Source organism: Cellulomonas sp. NPDC089187 (genome assembly GCF_040685135.1).
Lineage (GTDB): Bacteria > Actinomycetota > Actinomycetes > Actinomycetales > Cellulomonadaceae > Cellulomonas.
Genome location: NZ_JBFBHI010000003.1, coordinates 609,343 through 633,111, shown reverse-complemented (window position 1 = coordinate 633,111; position 23,769 = coordinate 609,343). Strand labels below are relative to the sequence as shown.

The 23,769-nt window shown below is 72.1% G+C and carries 18 protein-coding genes; 5 read left to right on the top strand and 13 right to left on the bottom strand.

Annotated features, from left to right (window positions below):
* Window positions 1–30: 30 nt before the first annotated feature.
* The 3 genes from AB0N78_RS11170 to AB0N78_RS11160 all read right to left on the bottom strand — a co-directional run bounded on the left by AB0N78_RS11170 (window position 31) and on the right by AB0N78_RS11160 (window position 2,565).
* The gene (locus AB0N78_RS11170) at window positions 31–582 is read right to left on the bottom strand and encodes a hypothetical protein (protein WP_363389819.1); all 552 of its coding nucleotides are present in this window, start codon (window positions 580–582) and stop codon (window positions 31–33) included.
* An 82-nt stretch (window positions 583–664) separates the two neighbouring features.
* On the bottom strand, window positions 665–2,050 hold the full coding sequence (locus AB0N78_RS11165; protein ID WP_363389816.1) for a gluconate:H+ symporter: 1,386 nt from the start codon (window positions 2,048–2,050) through the stop codon (window positions 665–667).
* Entirely contained in the window at window positions 2,047–2,565 is a 519-nt protein-coding gene (locus tag AB0N78_RS11160; protein WP_363389814.1) for a gluconokinase, read from the bottom strand. Before AB0N78_RS11160 ends, AB0N78_RS11165 begins: the two co-directional genes overlap by 4 nt.
* Window positions 2,566–2,786: 221 nt before the next feature.
* Between AB0N78_RS11160 and AB0N78_RS11155 the strand changes: the two genes are divergently transcribed.
* Window positions 2,787–3,476, top strand: coding sequence for an FCD domain-containing protein (locus AB0N78_RS11155; protein ID WP_363389811.1), 690 nt, complete (start codon window positions 2,787–2,789; stop codon window positions 3,474–3,476).
* A 170-nt stretch (window positions 3,477–3,646) separates the two neighbouring features.
* On the opposite strand, the gene AB0N78_RS11150 is transcribed toward AB0N78_RS11155, so the two are convergent.
* Window positions 3,647–5,422 (bottom strand): pyruvate dehydrogenase, encoded by a 1,776-nt coding sequence (locus tag AB0N78_RS11150; protein ID WP_363389809.1) that lies wholly within the window; start codon window positions 5,420–5,422, stop codon window positions 3,647–3,649.
* 851 nt (window positions 5,423–6,273) lie between these two features.
* Here AB0N78_RS11150 and AB0N78_RS11145 point away from each other — a divergent pair.
* Complete coding sequence (locus AB0N78_RS11145; RefSeq protein ID WP_363389806.1) at window positions 6,274–9,849, top strand: hypothetical protein; 3,576 nt, start codon at window positions 6,274–6,276, stop codon at window positions 9,847–9,849.
* Here AB0N78_RS11145 and AB0N78_RS11140 read toward each other — a convergent pair whose 3' ends face one another.
* From AB0N78_RS11140 to pgm, 3 genes are read right to left on the bottom strand one after another with little or no spacing between them, the layout of a single operon-like run.
* Window positions 9,850–10,830, bottom strand: a complete 981-nt coding sequence (locus AB0N78_RS11140) for an aminoglycoside phosphotransferase family protein (RefSeq protein WP_363389803.1) — start codon at window positions 10,828–10,830, stop codon at window positions 9,850–9,852.
* A gap of 9 nt (window positions 10,831–10,839) precedes the next feature.
* Window positions 10,840–12,105, bottom strand: coding sequence for an MFS transporter (locus tag AB0N78_RS11135; RefSeq protein WP_363389800.1), 1,266 nt, complete (start codon window positions 12,103–12,105; stop codon window positions 10,840–10,842).
* 46 nt (window positions 12,106–12,151) lie between these two features.
* Window positions 12,152–13,825, bottom strand: coding sequence for a phosphoglucomutase (alpha-D-glucose-1,6-bisphosphate-dependent) (gene pgm / locus AB0N78_RS11130; protein ID WP_363389797.1), 1,674 nt, complete (start codon window positions 13,823–13,825; stop codon window positions 12,152–12,154).
* A 115-nt stretch (window positions 13,826–13,940) separates the two neighbouring features.
* Here pgm and AB0N78_RS11125 point away from each other — a divergent pair, with 115 nt between their 5' ends.
* Window positions 13,941–14,765, top strand: coding sequence for a DUF5926 family protein (locus AB0N78_RS11125; protein ID WP_363389794.1), 825 nt, complete (start codon window positions 13,941–13,943; stop codon window positions 14,763–14,765).
* A 273-nt stretch (window positions 14,766–15,038) separates the two neighbouring features.
* On the top strand, window positions 15,039–15,755 hold the full coding sequence (locus AB0N78_RS11120) for a glycosyltransferase family 2 protein (RefSeq protein WP_363389918.1): 717 nt from the start codon (window positions 15,039–15,041) through the stop codon (window positions 15,753–15,755).
* Window positions 15,756–15,840: 85 nt separating this feature from the next.
* Here the strand turns inward: AB0N78_RS11120 and AB0N78_RS11115 are convergent, their stop codons facing one another.
* Window positions 15,841–18,219, bottom strand: coding sequence for a hypothetical protein (locus tag AB0N78_RS11115; RefSeq protein ID WP_363389791.1), 2,379 nt, complete (start codon window positions 18,217–18,219; stop codon window positions 15,841–15,843).
* A gap of 121 nt (window positions 18,220–18,340) precedes the next feature.
* Between AB0N78_RS11115 and pheA the strand changes: the two genes are divergently transcribed.
* Window positions 18,341–19,303 carry a prephenate dehydratase gene (pheA, locus tag AB0N78_RS11110; protein WP_363389788.1) on the top strand — a complete coding sequence of 321 codons (963 nt, stop codon included), beginning with the start codon at window positions 18,341–18,343 and terminating at the stop codon, window positions 19,301–19,303.
* A 27-nt stretch (window positions 19,304–19,330) separates the two neighbouring features.
* Here the strand turns inward: pheA and AB0N78_RS11105 are convergent, their stop codons facing one another.
* From AB0N78_RS11105 to AB0N78_RS11085, 5 genes are read right to left on the bottom strand one after another with little or no spacing between them, the layout of a single operon-like run.
* Window positions 19,331–20,200, bottom strand: coding sequence for a hypothetical protein (locus AB0N78_RS11105; RefSeq protein ID WP_363389785.1), 870 nt, complete (start codon window positions 20,198–20,200; stop codon window positions 19,331–19,333).
* A complete protein-coding gene (locus AB0N78_RS11100) occupies window positions 20,197–21,348 on the bottom strand; it encodes a VWA domain-containing protein (RefSeq protein WP_363389782.1) in 1,152 nt (383 codons plus the stop codon). The genes AB0N78_RS11105 and AB0N78_RS11100 overlap by 4 nt, the downstream gene beginning before the upstream one ends.
* The gene (locus tag AB0N78_RS11095) at window positions 21,348–22,370 is read right to left on the bottom strand and encodes a vWA domain-containing protein (protein WP_363389779.1); all 1,023 of its coding nucleotides are present in this window, start codon (window positions 22,368–22,370) and stop codon (window positions 21,348–21,350) included. Before AB0N78_RS11095 ends, AB0N78_RS11100 begins: the two co-directional genes overlap by 1 nt.
* Window positions 22,367–22,864 (bottom strand): hypothetical protein, encoded by a 498-nt coding sequence (locus tag AB0N78_RS11090; RefSeq protein WP_363389776.1) that lies wholly within the window; start codon window positions 22,862–22,864, stop codon window positions 22,367–22,369. Before AB0N78_RS11090 ends, AB0N78_RS11095 begins: the two co-directional genes overlap by 4 nt.
* The gene (locus tag AB0N78_RS11085; RefSeq protein WP_363389773.1) at window positions 22,851–23,768 is read right to left on the bottom strand and encodes a DUF58 domain-containing protein; all 918 of its coding nucleotides are present in this window, start codon (window positions 23,766–23,768) and stop codon (window positions 22,851–22,853) included. Before AB0N78_RS11085 ends, AB0N78_RS11090 begins: the two co-directional genes overlap by 14 nt.
* Window position 23,769: the final 1 nt, after the last annotated feature.

Below are 23,769 nucleotides of genomic sequence, written 5' to 3'. Positions count from 1 at the left end.
AGGGAGCGGCGGCTGAGCTGCCCTCTGCGATCACCGCAGCTGGTCGACGGGCGCGGCGTAGTGCAGCGGGCGCGGGTGTGCGCGGGCGACCTGGGCCACGCAGTCCGCGAGGTGGTCGTAGAGGTCGGCGTTGACGTAGGCGGGCAGCTCCGACTCCAGATCCTCCGGCAGCGGTTCCGGCACGGCGGGGTCCGGGTAGTCCTCGTCCCGGGCCCACTCCGGCTTCATCGCGTAGGCGACCCGACCGAAGCGGCGCAGCACGTCCAGGTCGCGGCAGGCGGCGTTCCACTCGTCGGCGTGCAGGGCCTCGTCATGCAGGTGGGTGTGCAGCAGATCGCAGAACCGCTCGAAGTCACGGTCCCAGTTGATGTTGCCGTTCTGCTGGGCCTCCTCGGCGAGCGCCTGGACCGCCCGGAGCAGCTCACCCTGCAGCGTGGTGCAGGCACCCTGCTCGGGCACCAGCTCGGTCCAGATGCTCTGACACTCGTTGGTGAAGCGCGGACGGTAACCGGGGTGCAGCTCGTCGCCGGGGGCGGGGAGCGACTGCGGTTCCTGACGACGCAGACGATCGAGGAAGGACATGCGGGCCAGCGTGCCCCAAACGGTGGTCCGGATGCGAGTCGGCGGGTCCAGCGAGGGACCCGCCGACTCGTCTGCGGGCGTGTTAGACCACCAGACCGAGGAGCAGGATGACGATCAGTGCGGTGACCGACAGGACGCATTCCATCAGCGACCAGGTCTTGAAGGTTTGCCCGACGGTCATCTTGAAGTACTCCTTGACCAGCCAGAACCCGGCGTCGTTCACGTGGCTGAGGAACACCGATCCAGCACCGATGGCCAGCACCATCAGTGCGACGTGGCTGGCGGGCAGCCCTTCGGCGAGCGGTGCGACGATGCCGGCGGCCGTGACGGTCGCCACGGTGGCCGACCCGGTGGCGACCCGGATCAGGACCGCAACCAGCCAGGCGGCGAGCAGCGGGGAGATCGGGGCGTCGGCCAGCCCGTTGGCGATCACGTCGCCGACCCCGGTGTCGACCAGGGTCTGCTTAAACCCGCCACCGGCACCGACGATCAGCAGGATGCTGGCGATGGGCGCGAAGGAGGAGTCGACCAGCTTGCTGACCTGGCTGCGGGTGCGGCCCTGCAACGCGCCGAAGAGCACCAGCGCCACCAGCGTGGTGATCAGCAGTGCCTCCAGCGGCGTCCCGATGAAGTCCAGCACGCCACCGACCGCGGAGTCCTGGAACCCGATGGTCTCGGCCAGGGTCTTGGCCAGCATCAGCACCACCGGCAGCAGCACCACAGTGATCGCGATCGCGAAGGACGGGCGCTTGGCGTTCTCATCCCGGTCGCCCGTACCGAGGATCTCGGTCGGCGGCTCCAACGGCACCCAGCGGCTCAGCGGCTTGGCCAGCAGCGGACCCGCCACCGCGACGGTCGGAATGGCCACCAGCAGGCCGAGTCCCAGTGTCAGGCCGAGATCGGCGCGCAGCGCGTCGATGGCGATCAGCGGTCCGGGGTGCGGGGGCACCAGCCCGTGCAGTGCGGACAGTCCGGCCAGCGCGGGGATACCGACCGCGATCATCGACAGCTTGGACCGGCGGGCGACCAGCATCACTACCGGGATCAGCAGCACCACGCCGACTTCGAAGAACAGCGGGATGCCGATGATGAACGCGGCGAACGCCAGCGCCCAGGGCAGTCGCTTGGCCGGGGTCTTGGCCAGGATCGTGTCGACGATCTGATCGGCCCCACCGGAGTCGATCAGCATCTTGCCGATGATCGCGCCGAGGGCGATCAGGATGCCGACCCCCGCGACCGTCTCGCCCAGTCCGGAGGTGAAGGAGCCGAAGGCGTCGGTGTAGGGCAGCCCGGCGACGACGGCCAACACCGCCGCGCCGATCATCAGCGACAGGAACGGGTGCAGCTTCAGCCACACGATCAGCGCGACCAGCACGACGATGCCGATGATCGCTGCGGTGACCAGCCGACCGGTGGAGGCGACCGGTGCGCCGTCGGTCGCGGTGATCAGCAGGGCGGCGGCGCTCATCGGGTCGCCCCGATCCCGAGCTCGCGCAGCGCGGCGTCGGCCACTGACTGGGGGGAGACGCCGACCGGGATGACCACTCCGTCCTCGTCCTCGCCCAGCGGTTGCAGGGTCTCGAACTGCGAGGGCAGCAGCGACGGCGGCATGAAGTGCCCGGAGCGTCCGGCCATCCGCTCGCCGATCTGCTCCAGGCTCCCGTCCAGGTGCACGAACCGCACCCGGCCCTCGGCCTCGCGCAGCACGTCGCGGTAGGCCACCTTGAGCGCCGAGCAGGTCACGATCGCGCTCTGCCCGGAGCGGGTCCGCTCGGTCAGCCAGTCGCGGATCGCGCCCAGCCAGGGCCAGCGGTCGTCGTCGGTCAGCGGGGTGCCGGCGGACATCTTGTCGATGTTGGCCTGCGGGTGGAACGTGTCCGCCTCGGCATAGGGCCAGCCGAGTCGGTCGGCGAGGATCGTCGCCACGGTGGTCTTTCCTGACCCCGCGACCCCCATCACCACAAGGTGCTGGACGTCGGACATGGGTGTCCTCCTCTGAACGTCATTGTCCGGGCGGTGCGCTCGGTGTGCCGGTCACTGTCGCACAAAAGTACGATCTTTGGAACCGGAAGGTGCTATCAGATTGCAGGGCATCGGCTGGGCGCTCCCGCTGCGACCCTGGCATGCTCATCCGAGTGCCGCCCGTCGGCGCGCGATCATGCAGGTGAGCCGCAGCGCTGGAGCCTGCTCAGAGGAGGAGACTCGTGGCAGAGGTGCTGCACAGCGGCGTCACCGACGCGCTCGGCGCGCAGATCACCTCCGGCGAGCTGACCCCGGGGAGCGCCCTCACCCTCGATGGCATCCAGCAGCGATTCGGCATCTCCCGCACCGTCGCCCGCGAGGCCATGCGCTCCCTCGAACACCTCGGCCTGGTTACCTCCCGCCGCCGCGTGGGACTGGTCGTCCGCCCCGCGCAGGATTGGGCCGTCTTCGACCCGCAGGTGATCCGCTGGCGACTGGCCGGCCCGCACCGTGTCACCCAGCTGCGCTCGCTCACCGAACTGCGCGCCGCGGTCGAACCCGTCGCCGCCGCCTCCGCCGCCTGGAACGCCGACGGTGATCAGGCCGACCGACTCGTGACGCTCGCCGCCCGACTGCGCGCCCTCGGCGAGGCGGGCGACTCCGCGGAGTTCCTGGCCGTCGACATCGAGTTCCACCGCCTGATCCTGTGCGCCAGCGGCAACGAGATGTTCGGTGCACTGACCGACGTCGTCGCCGAGGTCCTGGCCGGTCGCACCCGACACGGCCTCATGCCGCACCACCCCCGCGAGGAGGCCCTGTCCGCGCACGAGGCGGTCGCCGCCGCGATCCGCGCCCGCGACCCGGAGGCGGCCGAGGCGGCGATGGGGCGGATCACGCGTGAGATCCGCAGCGCCCTGGGCGAGCTCGGCTGACCGCGCCCCTCCGGCCCTCCGCGTTCGGCCGGTCACTCCCGGCCCGCGGCTCGCTCCCCGCGGCTCCCACCTCGTCGAGACTACGGAAATCGACGCATAGAGGCCCTCGAAGCGTCGGTTTCAGTAGTTTCGGTGGCGGCGGCTGCGGGGTGGGGACGGGCGGTGGGCAGTCAGGGCCGCGGCACGTTCCGCAGGTTCGACCGCGCCATCGCCATGACCTCACCCATCCCGCCGCCGAGGATCTCCTTGCTCATCGCGGCGGTGAAGCCGGTGACCTGCTGGCGGGTGATCTTGGGTGGCAGGGACAGCGCGCGTGGGTCGGTGACCAGGTCGATCAGGGCCGGGCCGTCGTGGCTGAATGCCTCGCGGAGGGCGGTGCGGATCTGGGTGGGGTCCTCGACCCGGACGGCGGGGATGCCGACCGCTCGGGCGACGGCGGCGTAGTCGATGCTGGGGGAGTCGGTGCCGAAGCTGGGTAGGCCGTCGACCAGCATCTCCAGTCGGACCATGCCGAGGGTGGCGTTGTCGAACAGGATGATCTTCACCGGCAGGTTGTAGTGCACCAGGGTGATCAGCTCGCCCAGCAGCATGGACAGACCGCCATCACCGGCGATGGCCACCACGTGCTTCTGCGGGGCCTCGCTATCGTCCCGGGCGGCGAAGGCGGCACCGATGGCGTGCGGCACGGCGTTGGCCATCGACCCGTGCAGGAAGGACCCGATCACCCGGCGCTTGCCGTTCGGGGTCAGGTAGCGAGCGGCCCAGACGTTGCCCATACCGGTGTCGACGGTGAAGACCGCGTCGTCGGCGGCCTCCTCGTCCAGCAGGACGGCGGCGTACTCGGGGTGGATCGGGGTGTGGTGCTCGACGTCCTTGGTGTACGCGCCGACCACGCCGGACATCGCCTTGTGGTGCTTCTTGAGCATCGAGTCGAGGAACCGGCGGGAGGTCTTGCGCTGGATCTGGGGCAGCAGCAGGCGCAGGGTCTCCGCGACATCGCCGACGACGGCCAGATCCATCCGGGTGCGACGACCGAGTCGGGTGGGGTCGATGTCGACCTGCGCGGTGCGGACATCGGTGGGCAGGAACTGGTCGTAGGGGAAGTCGGTGCCGAGCAGCAGGAGCATGTCCGCCTCGTCCATCGCCGATTGCAGCGCGCCGTAGCCGAGCAGGCCCGTCATGCCGACGTCGTAGGGGTTGTCGTACTGGATGACCTCCTTGCCGCGCAGGCTGTGACCCACGGGCGCGCCGATCAGCTCGGCGAGGGCGATCACCTCATCGTGCGCGCCGCGGACCCCGGCACCGGCCAGGATCGTGACCTTCTTCGCGTCGTCGATGGCGGCGGCCAGCGCGGCGACCTCGGCGGCGTTCGGCACCACCCGCGGCCGGGCGGGACGGGTCAGGATGTCGGCGGCGGGGGTCGGCGACTCCATGTCGGCCACATCACCGGGCAGGGTCAGCACGGCCACACCGGGGGCGCCGTAGGCATGGTGGATGGCGGAGCGGATCACCCGGCTGGCCTGTGCCGGGCTGGAGATCATCTCCGAGTAGACCGAGCACTCCAAAAACAGTCGGTCCGGGTGGGTCTCCTGAAAGAACTGGGTGCCGATCTGCGCGCTGGGGATGTGCGAGGCGATGGCCAACACCGGGACCCGGTTGCGGTTCGCGTCGTACAGGCCGTTGATCAGGTGCAGGTTGCCCGGACCGCAGGAGCCTGCGCACACCGCGAGCGTGCCGGTGATCTCGGCCTCCGCGGCGGCAGCGAAGGCGGCGGCTTCCTCGTGTCGGACATGCACCCAGCTGATGTCGACGCCGTCCTTCTGCGCGCGGCGGACCGCGTCCACCACCGGGTTCAGGCTGTCACCCACGATGCCGTAGATGTGCCGAGCTCCGGCCGCCACGATCTGCGAGACGAGTTGGTCGGCGATGCTGATGGTCCGTGCCACGGTGTGCTCCCTGGGGTCGTCGGTCCGCTGACTCGATAGTCATCCCATGTCTGGGTCGGGGCCACCGGAGCCGGTGTCTGATCGGTCACCCCGTTCGCCCCTCCACCCTGCCCCGGTCGACGACGACCCGCGCGATCACGTCGCCCAAAACGGCAGTGAACGGCCAAATCGTCAGGCAAACCTGGGCAGAAACTGTGGATAACGCCGTTCATGAGTCGTCGGGATGGGACGCTCCCTGCGTGCGAGAGAACTCCTGGCAGTCGGCCCTGCACCGCGGTGTACTCGATTACACCCGGTGCCCGGACTGTGTCGCGCCCCTGACCGGGCCGGTCTGCGAGCGCTGTGGCCTGCGGCTGGACGGCGACGACGGCGGCGCGATCGCCCGGGCTGCGCAGGCGCTCGCCGATGCCCTCGGGGAGCATGACCGCACGATCGGTGCTGCACGCGGACACCAGGGGTTGGACCCGCGGGGTGGGACGCCGTGGACGGCGTTGACGCTGCCGTCGTCGCCCGTGGTTGCCCCGGCCAGAGACTCCAGTGTGCCGACCGCAGGGCAGGGTGCCGCGCAGGTGCCGTCCGTCACCGAGAGCCCCGGGGCGTCCGCGACGCCTGGGTCGTTCGGGCCGCAGCACGGTGCAGCCCCCGCGCCCGGCCCCGCGCCCGGTCAATCCGCCGCACCAGATCAGCTGGGCCCGCACCCGACCCCGCCGCCACGGCCCACCCCGTCCGGCTCGCATCCCACCCAGTCCGGCCCGCATCCCGCCCCACCGAGCCACGCGGCCCCACCGAGCGCACCCGGGCAGGTCGATCCCCGCCTCAGCCGGCCCACCCCGCCGTATGCGACCGCGCCGATGGCCCAGCCCGCTGCGTCGTACCAGCCGCACCAGCCGGCGACGCCCCATCCCTACGGCCAGCACCCCGCGCCGTTCCCACCGGGCTACCCCCTCGGCTCCGCCCCGCGGATGGCCGCCCCCTACCCGCCCGCACCTGCGCGCCCAACTCACGCGCCCCCGCGCCCCGCCGGTGCTCCGCTCGACCTGGCCGCCGTCTTCGGCCTGGCCGGAGCCGGGCTGTTCGCCGTGGCCGCGCTGGTGTTCGCGTTCTTCTTGGTGGACGACAGTCCGCTGCTGCGGGTCGGTGTGCTGCTGCTGGTCACGGGCTTGTCCGCCACTGGCACGGTGCTCCTGCTGCGCCGGGGGTTGCGCGCCTCGGCCCAGGCGGTGGCGTGGTTGACCACGGCGTTGGCGGTGGTCGACTGCTGGGTGATCGGTCTGCTGGCGCAGGGCAGCGGCCGCGAGGTGGTGATCGCGGCGGCGCTGTCGGTGACCATCGCGGCCGGAGTCCTGCTGGCTCGGCGCACCGGGATGCGTGCGTGGTCGTCGGTGGTGGTGCTGGCACCGCTGGTTCCGTTGCTGCTCGGTGGTGCCACCGACCAGCTCGTCGGCATCACGGTGGGGACTGCTGTCGCCGCTGCGGTCACCCTGGTGCGGCGGCCGTTCCGCGGGGTGTTCGCACCGGCGGTGGGCGCGCGGACCCCGGTGGAATCGGTGCTGCTGGTCTGCTGGGCAGGGCTGCTGCTGTTCATGCTGCCCTGGCTGATCGCGGGCTCGGTGGCGCAGCGTGACCCGATCATCGCGGCCTCGGGCAACCTGTCGATCCCGCTGGCGCTGGGATTGGCCCTCGGTCTGGTGGTGACCGCTGGGCTGACGGCTGCGCAGGCGTGGTCCGAGGGCGCGCGCACCTGGTGGGGATTCGTCGGGTTCCTGCTCGTGGCCGCTGGGGCGTGCGTCGGCGAGGTCGACCCCACCTCGTGTGCGGTGACCGTGGGGGCCTGCGTGGTGTGGCTGGTGCTGGTCCTGCTCCGGCGGCCCAGTCGACCGTGGATCCGTGCGGCGGTCTTCGGCGGTGGGGTCGCCGTGCTGCTGAGTGCGCTGCCGGTGCTCGGGTCGGTTCCGGTGGTGTTGGCGCTGCTGGAGCGGGTGGAGCGCTCCGCGGTGGCCGAGCTGTTGCCGGTCGACGCCTTCAGCGGGGTGCCCGGCGGTGCGGTGCAGGCCCTGGTCGCGGCGCTGTGCGTGCTGGCGCTGTCCCTCGTGGTGCAGCGCCGCCAGTGGCCGCCGAGGGAGGTCTCGGTGGTGGTGCCACAGCCGATGGGCACGCCACAGTTCCACACTGCCCTGCGTCCGGCGCTGGAATTGTCCTTCGCGCGGGTGCTGGCCCCGGTCGGTGCCCTGATCGCGGCGGTGATGCTGCCCGCCCTGCTCGCGCCCTGGTCCCCGGCGCTGCTGACCGCCGAGCTGCTGCTCGCCGTGGCGCTGGTCGAGGCCGTGCGGCGGATCGGCCGGCACCGCCTGTGGTGGACGGTGCTGCTGATCGGGGCCGTCGGGGAGTTCGTCCTGCTCGCGGCGTTGAGCTGGGTGTCGCGCCCAACGGTGCTGATCGGTGCGGTGCTGGTGCCCGCACTGGTCCTGCGGCTGTGGGGGCGCACGGCACCGGCGCTGCGCTGGTTGCTGACCGCGGCGGCGGTGGCCTATCCGGCGGCGGTCGCCCCGGTGGCGCTGAGCTGGCTGGGCTGGTCGGGGTCGACCATCGCCGGGCTGCTGGCACTGGTGCTGTTGGCGCTGACCGTGGCGCTGACACCGCTGCGCCGGGTGGACACCGGGTCCTGGGCCGCGGTGCTGACGGTGGCGGCTGTGCCGGTGTTGCTGGTGTGTGGGTGGAGCGTGACGGATCGCAGCTGGGCGGCTGCGTGGACCGGCGCCGCCCTGGCCGTGACCGAGTGCATGGTGCTGATCACCCGGACCCGTCCGGTGCCCCGCGAGCTGCGCGTCATCATCGGTGCGCTGATCCTGCCGACGGTGGCGTTGGCGCTGGTCAACGCCGGTGCATTGCTGATGCCGGGCTCCGCGTCGCCGGTGCTGCTGCCGGTGATCGCGGTGCTGTCCGCCGGCGTTGCGGTGGCGGCGGCGTCACTGTCGGCCGGGCTCGACCGCCGGGGCATGTCGCGCACCCGGACCGTGTGGGAATGGTCCGCGCTGTGCACCGGCGGGATCGCGCTGCTGGTGGCGCTGGCCTGGCCGACCACCGGCGCGGATACCGTGCTGATCATCTGCGCGGTGCTGGCGGCCGGGGCGAGTGTGGTGGCCGTGCGCGCGGATCGGCACGCGATCTGGTGGCTGGCCGGGGCGCTGTGGACCGGCGTGCTGTGGACCGCGTTGACCTGGGGCCGGGTCGGCCTGGTCGAGGCGTACACGGTGCCCCCGGCGGTGGCGGCGGTGCTGGTCGGCGGATGGTTGACCCGGCGGAACACCCGGTGGTGGTCGCTGGTCGCCTCCGGGCTGGCGCTGATGATCGTGCCGAGCCTGGTGCTGGTGTTGGCCGGTGTCCGGGTGGAGCTGCGCGCGACCGCGCTGCTGGCCGGTGCTGGTGTGGCGACCGGGCTGGCGTTCTGGCTGGACCGGCCGCGACTGCGACCGCGATTCGGGGTGCTGGCCGATGCCTTCGCCTGGGCAGCGGGTGCGGCGGCGCTGGCCGGTCCGATCCGGGCGGTCTGGTTGGCAGCGACCACCGCGGTCGGCTCCGAGCCCCGCAATGCGGCACTGTTCGGCGCGGCCCTCGCCTGGGCGGCCATCGGTGCCGTGCTGCTGGCGATGGTCGGTGCGCTGCTGGCCGATCGGCGACCGCGCCCCCGGGTGGAGGCGTGGCGGCGGTGGTCGCTGGCCCCGGCGCTCGCGGTGTTCACCGTCGCCGGACTGTGCGCGGTGCGACCGACCTGGACCGTGGTGTGGGTGGCACTGGCGATCGAGCTGGGTGTGCTGGGTCTGACCGTGCTGAGCGTGCGCTCCGCGCTGGCGGTGTCCCGGCACCGCAACGGGGGTCCGTCGTCGGCGTTGGCGATTCTGCCGCCCGCGTGGTTCTGCTGGCTGGTCGCCGTGGCCTGGGCGATCGGCGGGTGGAGCCTGCGGGAGCTGCGGGTCGAGGCCTTCGCGTTGCCGCTCGGGCTGGCGCTGACCGCCGCCGGGGTGCTCGCCCTGCGCGGGGCCAAGGAACGGCCGACCCCGCGCAGTTGGCCGGTCGGCTTCACCACGTCGATGACCACGCTGGCCCCGGGGGTGGCGGCGACTCTCGGGCCGTCGCTGCTGGCGATCTGGACCGACCCGGTCACCTGGCGGGCGATCCTGGTGGTCGGCCTGTGCCTGCTGTTCATGGTGGCCGGTGCGCGTGAGCTGTTGCGGGCCCCGCTGCTGATCGGGTCGATCGCGTTGGGCTTGGCCGTGCTGAGCGTCTTCGGGTCCCGGCTGGGCAGTGCCATCTCCGCCGGACCGTGGCTGCTGACCCTGATGTCTGCCGGTGGCCTGCTGCTGGTGCTGGGGATCTACGCCGAGCGCCGCAAGCCGGGGGAGGGCGTGCCACGCAAATCGCTGCTGTGATCAGCCGAGCCGGTCGAGTGCGTCGGTCAGCCACCGGTCGACCTGGGCCACGTGCTCGGCCAGCCAGTCGCCGGTGTACTGCCGGGGCTGGATCTCCACCCGCATGATCAACGCCAGGTAGAGCTGGCACAGCGCCAGCCGAGGACTGTCCGGGTCGACGCTGCCGCCACCCTCGCGATACCCGGCGAGCAGGCTCGGGTCCGGAGCGCCCGCCCGGAACGGGTCGCAGGCGATCAGGTCGAACACCGGATCGCCCCAGAACGCCCGCTCCGGGTCGATCACCCCGGTCAACTCACCGGAGACCGCGTCGATGAACTGGTTCCCCGGCCACAGGTCGGCGTGCACCAGCGCGGGCGTCTCCACCTCCGCCAGCGCCGCGTGATGCCGCCGCAGCGCGGTTCGGATGGCCGACACCGGCAGTTCCACCGACCAGGTGTCCGCGTCGGCCAACACCGCCTCGACCATCGACTCGAAGGTCGACGCCCAGTCCGCGCCGCGCAGCTCCTCCGGCCCGGAGGGGTACCCGAAGCGGTCGGTGGTGTGCCGGTGCAGCGCGGCCATCATCCGGCCCAGCCCGCGGCCCCGCCGGTCCGCCGTCGCCTGTGCGAGCTCGGGCACTGTGTCGGCGCGGACCCCGGACTGCCAGCTCGCCACGACCAGGTCGCCGGGCAGCTGCCGACGGGTGGTGTCGGCGAGCAGGAGCCGCGGCATGAGCAGCGCGGGATCGTCCCCGGCCAGTCGGTACACCAGCGCTTCGGTCCGGATCAGGTCCTGCTCGTAGCGCAGCAGGCGGTCGTCGTCGGCCGGGGCAGTCTTGGCGACGGCCACCCGTCCGTCGGCGAAGTCCACCCGGATGCTGGTGGCGAACATGCCGCCGCTGAGCGGGGTGAGGCCGGTGACGTCGCCCAGTGGCGCGAGCACCTCGGTCAGTGCGGCGCGGAGGGCATCGTCGAGCGGCGCGGTGCGCAGGTCATCGGGCACCGCATCAGGCTAGTGGTCGGTGGGCTCGGGATCGTCGGCTGGGGGAGTGCTGGGGTTCACCTCGCGCGATGCGGTGATCGTCGCCGTCCCCGCCCGCAGGGTCCGCAGCGCGACCAGCACCGCGACCACCGCCAGCATCCCGGAACCGAGCACGACCAGATACCCGCCGTGTGACCCGTGCACGTCCAGGATCGGACCGGCGATGGCCGACCCCGCGGACACCCCCACGCCCAGGGAGGTGCCGACCCAGGTCAGTCCCTCGGTCAGCCGCGCCCGGGGCACAAAGTGCTGCACCAGTGCGTTGCCGTTGACCAGCGTCGGGGCGATGGCGAATCCGGTGATGAACATGACCACCGCCAGCATCACCATCGTGTGCACCAGCACGAACAACGCCGTGCCGAGCACCAGCGCCACGGTGCCGACCGCGAACCGGATCCACAGCGGGCTGACCCAGTGCCGCGCGCCGTACAGCAGCCCGGAGATCAGCGACCCGCAGGCGAAGATCGCCAGCAGCACACCGGCCAGGCCCTCCTTGCCGTGCTCGGTGGCAAAGGCCACGGTGGCCACATCGGTGGCACCGAAGATCGACCCCATCGCGATGAAGACGATGGCCAGCACGATCATGCCGGGGTTGCGCATCACCGAGCGGCGGGGCGCGGCATCCGTGCCGGTCTGACGGGGGACCGCGGGCGGTTCGGTGCCGCGCTGGGACAGGAACCAGTACCCGCCGACCACCATGCCGACCACCGGGACGACCAGCCCGGCGGCCGGGGCGACGCTGGTGGCGAGGGTGGTGGCGAGCACCGGCCCGATCACGAACACGACCTCGTCCAGCGCGGATTCCAACGAGTACGCGGTGTGCAACTGGCGACCGTCGTGCACCAGATGCGACCACCGGGCGCGGACCATCGCGCCGAAGGAGCCGATGCAGGAGCCGACCAACACCGCGAAGACGAACAGGCTCCACGACGGCGCACCGATCAGCGCGCAGCCGATCAGCGCCACCAGCCCGCTGGCAGAGATAGCAACCGCCGGACGCATCACCCGCGCCTGGCCGTACTGGTCCACCAACCGGGCGATCTGCGGGGAGCACACCGCCTGCGCCAGGACGTACACCGCCGAGACGGTGCCGGCCAGCGAGTACGAGTCGTAGAGCGCGCGGACCATCAGCACGATGCCGATGCCCACCATGGACATCGGCAGTCGGGCCAGCAAGCCTGCGGCGGAGAAGTTCAGTGCCCCCGGACGGGAGAGGACGGCGCGATAGGGACCCACCGGCACAGTGTGCGGTACATCGCCGACACCGGCCGAATCGTTTTGGTCAGCCCCCGAGCGCGTCCCCGACCACGGATCGTGCCGCCTCCTGCACCTGGGTCAGATGGTCCGCGCTGACAAAGGACTCCGCGTAGATCTTGTACACGTTCTCCGTGCCCGACGGGCGGGCCGCGAACCAGGCGTTCTCCGTGGTGACCTTGAGCCCGCCGATGGCTGCGTCGTTGCCCGGTGCCTCGGTCAGCTTGGCGGTGATCTGCTCCCCGGCCAGCGTGGTGGCGGTGACCTGCTCCGGTGACAGCTTGGCCAGCGCGGCCTTCTGCTCCAGCGAGGCGGGCGCGTCGACCCGGGCGTACCAGGACTCGCCGAACTCGGCGACCAGCTCCGCGTGATGCGCCGATGGGCTGCGACCAGTGGTGGCCAGGATCTCCGAGGCGAGCAGCGCCAGGATGATGCCGTCCTTGTCTGTGGTCCACACCGTGCCGTCGGTGCGCAGGAAGGACGCCCCGGCGGACTCCTCGCCGCCGAATCCGACCGACCCGTCCAACAGCCCGGGCACGAACCACTTGAAACCGACCGGCACCTCCAGCAGCGACCGCCCGGTGCTGCGGACCACCCGGTCGATCAACGAGGAGGACACCAGCGTCTTGCCCACCGCGGCGGCATCCGGCCAGCCAGGACGCGCGCCGGAGAACAGGTAGCGGATCGCCACCGCCAGGTAGTGGTTCGGGTTCATCAGCCCGCCGTCCGGGGTGACGATCCCGTGCCGGTCGGAGTCGGCGTCGTTGCCGGTGGCGATGTCGTAGGGCGCGTCACCGTGCATGGCGTTGACCAGCGAAGCCATCGCCGACGGGGAGGAGCAGTCCATCCGGATCTTGCCGTCCCAGTCCAGCGTCATGAAGGACCAGCGCGGGTCGACCTGCGGGTTCACCACGGTCAGGTCCAGGCCGTAGCGCTCGGCGATGGCACCCCAGTACTCCACCGACGCGCCACCCAGCGGGTCCGCGCCGATCCGCACCCCGGCCGACCGGATCGCGTCCAGGTCGATCACCGAGGACAGGTCATCGACATACGCGCCCAGAAAATCGTGCCGCCGGGTGGTGTCTGCGGCCAGCGCGGCGTCGATCTGCGCCCGCGGCACCCGGTCCACCCCTTCGGCCAGGATCTGGTTGGCCCGGTCCGCGATCCAGCCGGTGGCCTCGGAACCCGCCGGTCCACCGTGCGGCGGGTTGTACTTGAAGCCACCGTCCCGGGGCGGGTTGTGCGACGGGGTGACGACGATCCCGTCCGCCAGACCCGGTCCGGACGCCCGCACGCCCTCCGAGGTCGCGGCGCCGTTGTGCAGCAGGATCGCGTGCGACACGGCCGGGGTCGGCGTCCAGGAGTCCCGGGCGTCGATCCGGACCTCCACCCCCGCGGCGGCCAGCACCTCCAGCGCGGTCCGCCAGGCGGGCTCGGACAGGGCGTGGGTGTCCCGGCCGATGAACAGCGGCCCGTCGGTGCCCTGCCCTCGCCGGTACTCCACAATGGCGGCGGTGATCGCGATGATGTGCGCCTCGTTGAAGGCGCCGTCCAGCGCTGAACCGCGGTGGCCGCTGGTGCCGAAGACCACCCGCTGCGCCGGGTCGTCCAGGTCCGGACGGCGGTCGTAGTAGGCCGACAGCAGCGTGTCGACGTCGATCAGGTCACTGGGCTGGGCTGGGGTTCCGGCGCGGGGGTCCATACCGGCTGATCCTGCCACCGGATCGGCGGTCGAGCAGGGCGGAACGTCCGGCCTGGGGACCGTCGTCACGAACCGTGCCCTGTGGACGACCGGCGGCCCCGGTAGCCTGGACGACATGGCCACCGCATCCATCGACTTTGTGCTGCGTCCCTTCGAGGGGCTTCCCGGCGAGCCGGACTGGGTCGCCCTGCGCGAGCTGGTCCCCGCCGCCACCGCCACCGCGCGGACCACCGCCGAGCACGGCGGCAAGGACATCACCGTGACCACCGTGCTCCCGGACGGCTGGGCCGCTCTGCACCGCGCCGACGGGGAGATCCTGCTGGCGCTGCAGACCGTGGGCGGCTCCGGCGACCCGAGCCGGGACCTGGCCGCCGCGCTGCTGGAGGCCATCGACTCCGAGCCGGGCACCGCCATCGAGACGGTCGGTCTGCCCGAGCCCGGCCCGCGCCTGCAGGACGTGCTGGACCTGACCGTCCCCTTTGAGGTCACCGTGCTGGACACCTTCGGCTACTGGATCGCCCCGGACACGGAGATGACCGACGACCTCAAGCATGCGGTCGAGGAGGCGGACGCCGGGATCATCGACACCAAGAAGCTGCCGGGCGTCGACGCGGCCTACTGGGTGCGGATGGGTGCCAAGGAGTTCCTGCGCTGGGCGCAGCCGCATGACGAGCAGCAGGTGATCGACGCTCTCGCCCGGCTGCATGCCAAGCGGGAGGCCGGCTTCGACGGGTCCAAGTTCATCGGCTACTTCCGGTCCACCGGGCTGGTCGTGCCGGTGTGGGAGCTGGCCAAGGGCTCCGAGGCGGAGGACATCGAGTCCGCGCTGACCGCCTTCGCGCCGACCTTCGCCGCGGCGCTGGCCACCACTGACGCGCTGGACGCCAACGAGCGCCGGGCCCGCGCGGGCATCGTGGCCCGTCAGGTCACGCTGCGCTGACCACTCGACACTGACGACGCGACGACGCCGCGGCCGAGACAATCCGGCCGCGGCGTCGTCGTCTGTGCACGAACCGAGAAGGTACCGCGCGTGTCTCAGCCTCCGGCCTGCTCCGTGGCTAGGCTGACCCTCGTGACGGGCGAAGGAGAACAGCGGACCGGCGACGACCTGCGCGAGGACCGGGCGGCAAGCGCCTCCCCGACCAAGCGCCGCGGTCAGACACCGGGTGCCGCTGTCGATCCGGCCCCGCGCACCGGACGCAGTCGTCAGCGGGTGGCCGTGGTGATTCCGGCCAAGGACGAGTCCCGCCGGATCGCCGCCACCGTCCGCTCCGCCCGCGCCATCCCGCATGTGGACCTGGTCCTGGTCGTCGACGACGGCTCCGAGGACAACACCCAGCACGTCGCCCGCGAGGCGGGTGCCGTGGTGGTCCGGCACTCGCACAACCGGGGCAAGGCCGCCGCGATGGAGACCGGGGCCGCCGTGGTCGCCATGCGCGACGCCCCGGACCGTCCGCCCCGTCTGCTGCTGTTCATCGACGGCGACCTGGGGGACACCGCGGTCAACACCGCACCGCTGGTTCCGCCCGTGCTGGAGGGCACCGCCGACGTGTCCATCGCACTGCTGCCGCCCCAGCCCGGTGCCGGTGGGCGCGGGATCGTGGTCGGTGCCGCGCGTCGGGCGATCCAGTCGTTGACCGGGTGGACGCCCACCCAGCCGCTGTCCGGCATGCGCTGCCTGACCCGCGAGGCATTCGAGGCGGCGACCCCGCTGGCCCGCGGGTGGGGGGTGGAGACCGGCATGACCATCGACCTGCTCCGCAAGGGATTCGTCGCGGTGGAGGTGCCCTGCGATCTACGGCACCGGCCCTCCGGCTCGGACCTGCGCGGTCAGCTGCACCGGGCGGCGCAGTACCGGGATGTGCAGCTCGCGGTGGCGGCCCGTCGGGTGCGCGCGGTGGGCGGTCGCGGGGCGCGTCGCCAGGGCTGACCCGCTGGTTCTACGGGGTCGGCTGCTCGTGGGCCACCCCGGGGATCAGCCGAGTCTGCTTGGCCGGGCCCTCAGGTCGACCCGGTCAGCTCGCCGCGGTGGCCACGACCGTCCCCTTCGGCTGCAAGGTCAGCATCCAGGTCGCCGACGCGGCCACCAGCAGCGGCACCGCCATCCCGATCCCGGTGGCCGGGACGACCACACCCGAGTCGTTCAGCGCGAAGCCGAGGAACAGCGTCACCGCCAGCCCCACCAGACCGGGCATCAACACCGGGGCGTCCGTGCTGAGTCGACGCAGCGGCGCACCCGCGGACAGCCACGCGTAGGGACCACCGTCCGGGGCGTCCACCGCGTTGCGGGCCGGACGCCCGAGCAGCAGCACCACCAGCAGCAGCCCACCGATGGCCAGCAGGGTCTGCTCACTGCCGAACAGGATGCCGAGGTTGGCCTGGCCCTTGCGCAGCAGCACCGTCCACAGTCCGCCGTCCAGCACGGTCTCGATGAACCGGCCCAGGTGGGTGCGCTCATCAGCGGGGCGGGCGTAGTCGAGCATCGCGATCCCGATCACCACGACGGCGCCTGCGGCCAGCACCGCCAGCACCCGCCGCCAGTTCAGTCGGATCCCGGCGACCAGCAGCGCCATGATCCCGAAGCCGGGCACCAGCGCGGGCGGTCCGCCGAAGTCCGCGCCAATGGACGGCATCCCGTCCACCACGGTGGCGATGAGCCCGACCAGGAGCACCACACCGGCGGCGGTCCAGCGTCGACCCCGGCGGGCCAGCGGATTCGCCAGCGCGATGGCCACCAGCACCATCGCGGTGGCGAACAGGGCGAAGGCCGGATTGCCGAAGCCGTAGAACCGTCCGGCGACCAGCGACCCCGGACCCATCATCGAGTCCAGGGCGAGGCGGGCCCCGGTGGCCACATCCCAGGCCAGCACCAGGGCGGTGATCCCGGCCACCGTGCCCAGCGGACCCAGGAAGCTACTGCGCCACGGGGGCAGCAGGGCCAGCAGTGCGATCAACACGGAGATCCCGGTGACCGTCCCGCACAGGGCCCACCCTGGCGACATGGACCGCCACCAGGGCAGCAGATTCGCCAGGAAGGTCGCCACCGGCACCGCGGAGACCACGACCGCCGCGATCCGGAGCGTGCGCAGTACCCGCTCCGGCGTGACCCGCAGCCGTCCACGCACCCGGTTGGGCCGCCAGCGGTCCAGCAACCGGACGAACCACTGCCGCACCCGGTTGTTCAACCCGACCGTGACCAGCGCGTACAGCGCCAGGTTCAGGGCCACCCACCACACGTAGAACCCGCTGACCAGCGGCTTGGCGGCCTGGGCGTGCCGGTTCTGGTCGATCAGGTAGGTAACCCGCGCGGTGGCGGTGTCGTCGTCGAGCCGCTGGCTGACCACACTGCCGACCAGCGCGCCGGACGGTGCCTGATCCCGGATGCCGAGGGCGGACAGCAGCGTCGGCGTCACGTCGGTGACCTGAAGGAACCCGTCCTGCCGGGTGGAGCCGGAGCTGAGCATCCCGCCCGCGTACTGACCACCGCCGACCGCCGGTCCGGTGGCGGCGGCGAGCTGCAGGTGGGCGCGACGGGAGGAGTCGGCGAGCGAGATCACGTACACGGTGGGGTCGTCGGCCGAGCGCTGGACCGCGGTGAGCACGGCGGCGATCTGCGCGTCGATGTCCTGCACCTGCTCGGCCCGGGTCGGCTCGATCACCACATCGGTGCCGGACACATCCGGTGCCGCACCCTCGCCCTCGGCCGGAGCGCCGTCCTCACCGGAACGTCCGCGGGTCTGATACCCCGGGTCGCGCACCGTGCCGGCGTCCACCACCAGCAGATCGGTGGTCTCCAGCGCGGACGTCACCTGGGTACGCAGCTCGTCGGTGTCGGAGGGGGTGCGGAGGTGGGTGCCGACCGGCGTGCCCTCGGCGTCCGCCAGCGCGATAGCCGCACCCGGGCCGATGCCGGTGGCGGTCAGACCGGCGGCGGACACCGTCTCGCCCAGCAGCCCGAGTCGGGAGTCGTAGGCCGAGGCGTTGGTGGCGGCCTGGTAGTCCTCCCAGCCCGGGACCGCGCCGTCGGGCAGCGGGTCGCGCAGCGTGCGGCAGGTGCCGTCCGCCACCGACAGGTCGTCTGAGCGGCCCCCGGCCGACACCGCCAACCAGCCCGCCGACGGGCACGTGAAGGAGCGTGTCGATCGCACCACACTGGTGCCCACCGACCCCTCGCGGGACAGCGACCACAGCGCCGGGGTGGTCAACGACCCGATGTCGTCCCAGCGCAGACCGGTCACGCCGATCAGCACCACCGGCGATCCGCTCTCCGTCTCCGCAGCCGAGGCCCGCCCGGTCGACCATCCGGTCACCAGCACCACGGCGGCGAGCACGATAGCCAGCACGGCCCGGAGTCGTCGTCGGGGCATGGCGGCAGGCGGGATGGACGTCGGCACCGGCCCAGCCTACGGGCGCACTACGCTCGGCACCGTCACCCGTTGTGACCGGTGACGACATCGGCACGCCGGTCCCACCGCGCGCGCACCGCCTGCACACGAACCACCCAGGAGCCCCGCGATGACCGCCTCCGCCGCCCGACCCCGGTACGCCTACCTCGGCCCGGCCGGGACGTTCACCGAGGCGGCGCTCCGGCAGGTGGTTTCCGACACCGAGGCCGAGTACCTGCCACAGACCGATGTCACCTCCGCCATCGAGGCGGTGCGCAGCGGCGTCGCCGACCACGCGGTGGTCGCCATCGAGAGCACCGGCGAGGGCGGCGTGACCGCAACCCTGGACGCGCTCGCGGTCGGCAGCCCGCTGGTGGTGCAGCGCGAGATGCTGGTCCCGGTCGCCTTCACTCTGGTCGCCCGCCCGGGCATCGCCCTGAGCGACGTGCGCCGGATCAGCGCGCACCCGCACGCCTGGGTGCAGTGCCGCCGCTGGCTCGCCGAGCACCTGCCCGACGCGACCCATGTCCCGGCGACCTCCAACACCGCCCCCGCCGCGCTGATCGCCCAGGACCCGGAGGGTGCCGGTGCGCTCGGCTTCGACGCGGCACTGGTGCCGCCGCCCGCGGTCGCGCACTACGGCCTGGACGTGCTGGCCGACGGGGTCGCGGACAACCCGGATGCGGTGACCCGGTTCGTGCTCCTCGGCCGCCCCGGCGTCGTCCCGGAGCCCACCGGCGCGGATAAGACCACCCTCGTGGTGCACCTGCCCAGCAACGAGGCCGGTGCCCTGCTGGCCATGCTCGACCAGCTCGCCACCCGCGGCGTGAACCTGTCCCGGATCGAGTCCCGGCCGATCGGCGACGAGCTCGGGCGGTACTCGTTCTCCCTCGACATCGAGGGCCACGTCGCCGAACCCCGGGTGGCGGAGGCGCTGATGGGTCTGCACCGCACCTGCCCCCACGTCCGATTCCTCGGGTCGTACCCGCGGGCGGACCACAAACCGAACGAGGTCGCCCGGGGCACCGGTGGCGAGGCGTATGACGGGGCGATGGCGTGGGTGCGGGCGGTGCGGGCGGGCGAGGCGTTCTAGGCCGTCGGGCCGCTCACCGGACCCGGCTCACCACGGCCGATCCACCCCGCCGCCAGAGCCTTCCTCGTCGCCCTCCCCCTCGGAGTCCGACCCGCCGCCCTGGTTGCGCTCCTGGAGCTCCTCCTGGCGTTCCTGCTCCTCTTGCTGCTGCTGTTCCTGCTGCTCCTGCTCGGACTGTTCGCCCTGCTCGGAGTCGCCGCCGTTGCCGGAGTCCGGATTCATCTGCTCGCCCATCTCGCCGGCTTCACCGGCCTGGCCCTGCAATTCCTCGGCCTGGTCCTCGGCTTGCTGCTGCTCCTCATCGGAGCGCTGGTCCTCGCAAGCCGGGTCGAGCAGCGCCTCGGCGGCGGCCTCGTAGGAGGTCTGGGCCTGCTCGGTGAGACCCTGCCCGGCGTCGACCAGCTCGCCGAGGGTGCGGTCACCCCACTCTGGGTTCGCCGGGAGGGGGTCACCCGTCCCGCGCAGGGCGGAGAGCTCCTGGATCCAGCGCACGTAGTCGGTGGCCTCGGCCTTCGCCTCGTCGCCGATGGCGGACAGGCCGACGGCGCGGTTGGTCTGCACGTCGCAGCGCGCGCCCTCGGGGGCCAGACGCAGGGCCCGGTCCAGGGAGTACATCGCCAGCCGCGGGGACCGGCCGTCGGCGATCCGGGCGGTGCCCTCGTTGAAGGGGGCCTTCCAATCCTCCATCGGGGCCCACTGATCCAGCCAGGCGAAGGTGGTCGCGCCGTGGTCGCCCCGCTGCGCGCGGTAGTCACCGACCGCGCTCTGTGCCGCCACGGTCATGCCGAACAACAGCCCGGCGATCACCAGGGCGGGGGCCCACACGAAGGCGGACCAGCCGATCAGGGCTCCGCGGGTGGGACGGCGGTCGCGGGGTCGCAGCTGCGGGCGCTTCATCGTGCCTCCCCGGGCGAGGGAACGGTGTCGGCAGTCTCCGGGGCCGATCCGGTGGCCCAGGCGCGGGCATCGACGGCATCGACCACCGGGTCCGCGGATGACGATTCCGAGCCGACGGTGGGAGTGTCCGCGTGTGACGCAGCGGGGGCAGTCGCACCGACCGGGCGGCGGCGCACCGGCACCCAGCCGCGCACCAGCAACCACCCCTCGATCAGCAGGATCAGGGTCAGGACGAGGGCGGCGGGCCACACCACCGGGTTCCAGATCTGGATCTGACGACCCTCCGCGCGCAGCTCGCTCTCACCCTGCACGTCACCGACCAGACCGTCGAGCTGTGCCTGATCGGGACCGGTGCGGTGCACGTAGGGGATGCCGAGCTGGTCGGCGACGGTCTGCAGCGCGGTCTCATCCAGCACGGACAGGGCGTCGGTGCCGGTGCTCGGGTCCTGGATGTATCCGCTGCCGTCGTCTTTGAGCATCCGACCGCCCTCGGGGGTGCCGTAGCCGAGCACCGCGCCACCGTCGACCAGGGTGGCCATCGAGGCGTAGGAGGGCACCTCCTCGTCGTCGGTGGATTCACCGTCGGACAGGAAGAACACCAGTCGCACGTGGCTGGGCTGGGCCTCGGCGGCGTTCTCCAACGCCTCGGCCAGCACCTCCACCGGGCGGCCCACATTGGAGCCGGTGGACTGCCCGGTCGGCTCCTGGCGCAGGGTGTCCGCCCAGCTCGCGACTGCTTGACCGTCGCTGCTCAGTGGCAGTTGACGGCTGGCGGTGGAATCCCAGGACACGATGGAGTACCGCGCACCGGGCACCGCCTGCACCAGCCCGGGCAGGTCGGCGCGCACCCCGTCCAACCGGGGGGTGCCGTCCACATAGTCCTCGGCCACCATCGATCCGGTGCGGTCGACCACCAGGAACACGTCGACCCCGACACCGACCTCCTGGCTGCTGGCCTCGCTGCGGGCCGGACCGGCACCGATCACGGCCAGAGCCAGCACGGCCACCGCCCGGATCGTCCAGTGCAGGCTGCCACCGGTCGAACGCGGGGTGGCGCGGTTCGCGAAGGCCTGCCAGACGCAGAACGCCAGCAGCGGGACGATCAGGACGACCAGCAGCGCCCAGGGGACCAACGGTTCGAGGTGCATCACGACTTCACCCGCCACTGCAGGACCCAGAACCCGGCCAACGCGAGCACCAGGGCCAAGAACCAGGTGCGCGGGGTGTCCGAGATCCGGATCTCCGGGTCGGCGTCCAACACCTGGGTCTGCTGAGCCATCACCTGGTCCACGATGCCCTGGATCGCGGCGGCGTCGTCGGCGAACCAGCTGCTGCCGCCGGAGTCACGGATCAGCGTGGTGAACTCGGTCTCCAGCGCGGTGCCGCGCAGCTGGGACGGTCCGCCGTAGAGCCCGAAGAGCGTGACCTCCCGCTCGGAGGTCAGGTCGATGGCCTGGGACAGGGTGTACACCGGGTCACCCATCAGCTGGTTGTCGGTGACCAGGATGATCGAGCGGGAACGCTGGTCGTCCTCCTGGTCGAAGAGCAGCCCGCAGGAGGCCAACCCGTCACCGATCAGCGAGGCCTGGTCCATCCCCAGGTTCACCGTCCCGGCCGTCCACCGCTCGTAGGCCGCCAGCGCGGAGTCGCTGAAAAAGGTGCCGGAGACGCCATCGAGCACCTGCGCGCCGTGCTCGATCTCATCCAGAGCGATCGGGTAGTCGTCGGTCAGCGGGAAGACCGTGCGGCTGGTCGAGTTGAAGATCGACAGGCCGACCCGTTCGCCGCGGAAGTTCTCGATCAGCTCGGTGAAGCTCTCCAGCACCGCGGCGTCATAGTCGACCATCGACCCGGAGACGTCCAGGCAGATCACGATGTCCCGGGTGCCCAGCCGCTCGGAGATGGTCCGCTGGTGCATCGGCCGGGCGACCAGCATCGCGGCGCACAGCAGGCAGAGCACCAGTGCCCCGGCACCGATCGCCCGCAGCCAGGTGTAGCGACGCAGGGCGGTGCGCACCTCGGGGATGGCGTCCAGGTCCGCGGTGGCGGCGACCCATCGCGAGGGACCGGCCTTGCGATGGTCCCGCCGCAGCCACGCCACGGCACCGACGACCAGGGCCAGCACGCCGATCACGGCCAGCACCCAGGGCCACACGAGTCCGGAGGTCACCATCGGCTGATCACCTCCCGAGCCCGGCCGATCGCCTGCCGTGCGGAGGCGGGGGTGGCCCCGTGTGCGGAGAACGCGGGGTCGAGCAGTGCGGCGATCAGTTCACCGGTGCCACCGGTCCAGCCGAGGCGGCGCAGCTCGGTGGCGGTCAGCGGTTCGGCCTTCACACCACGGCGCGCGGTGGCGAACTCGCGCAGCACCGCGGCGACCTCCAGGGCAGCCACTCGGGGTTCGACCTCCTCGGCCTCCAGTCGACCGGCGATCTCGTCCAGATCGGCCAGTCGTCGTGCCCGAGCACCGGCGTAGGGGTCGGCGCTGGTGGCCCCGGCGAGCGGGTCGACGCGCTCGGCGTCCACCGGCGTGCCGTCCGACCGGCGACGGCCAAGGAACCAGGCCGCGACCAGCCACGCCAGCACCAGGAGCAGCACCGCAGCGCTGCCCCACAGCCACCAGGCGCCGTAGGGCTTCGGGTCGACCAGATCAGCGGGTCCCACGACGCCTCCGATCCAGCGCCGAGGCCAAGGCGGTGATCGCATGCTCGGTGCTGACGACGGTGGCCTGGGGCACGCCCAGTCGGCGCAGCATCCCGTCACGCAACATCGTCTGCTCCGCCCGATGGCGACCGAGCGCCTCGCGGGCCTTGCGACTGCCACGCAGCACAGCGGGCACCGACCACCCGTCCAGCACGTCCCGCGACGGGTCGGCCTGCGGGTCCAGCGGGTCGGCGTCGGCGACCACCAGCGCGACCACCCGGTGCCGGCCACCCAGCAGACGGGTGATCTGCGGTGCACGCTCCGGGATGAGCGAGGCCGCATCGGTGAGCAGCACGATCAACGCGGGGGAGGTGGCCAGCGCACGCACCCGCTGGAGGGCGCGCCCGAAGTCCGGTGCCGGACCGTCCGCGGTCAACACCTCGTCCAGTCGGCGCAGCAGCAGCTCCAGATTGGCCCGACCGCTGCGGGGCGGCACCCGGACCAGCCGCTCGGCATCCCCGGCGATCAACCCGACCGGGTCGCCACGGTCCAGTGCCAGGGTGCCGACGATGCTGGCTAGGTAGCGGGTGATCTCAGTCTTCGACTCGCCGGAGGCCGCGGTGGCCGCCATCGTCCGGCCGGAGTCGACCACCAACAGCACCGGCGCGGCGGCATCCCGCTGGAACCGCTTGATCACCGGCACACCGGTGCGCGCCGAGGACTTCCAGTCGATGTCCCCGACGTCATCGCCCGGGGTGTACAGCGCGAGATCGTCGAAGTCCTGCCCGTGACCCTGGAGCGTCGAGGCGTGCAGACCGTCGCGCAGGCTGAGGGCACGACGCACCGTCGGCAGCGCCAGGACGGCCCTGGCCTGGTCGACACGTGCGGCCACCGCGTCCAGCGGCGAGCCCTCCTGCTCGGTCATC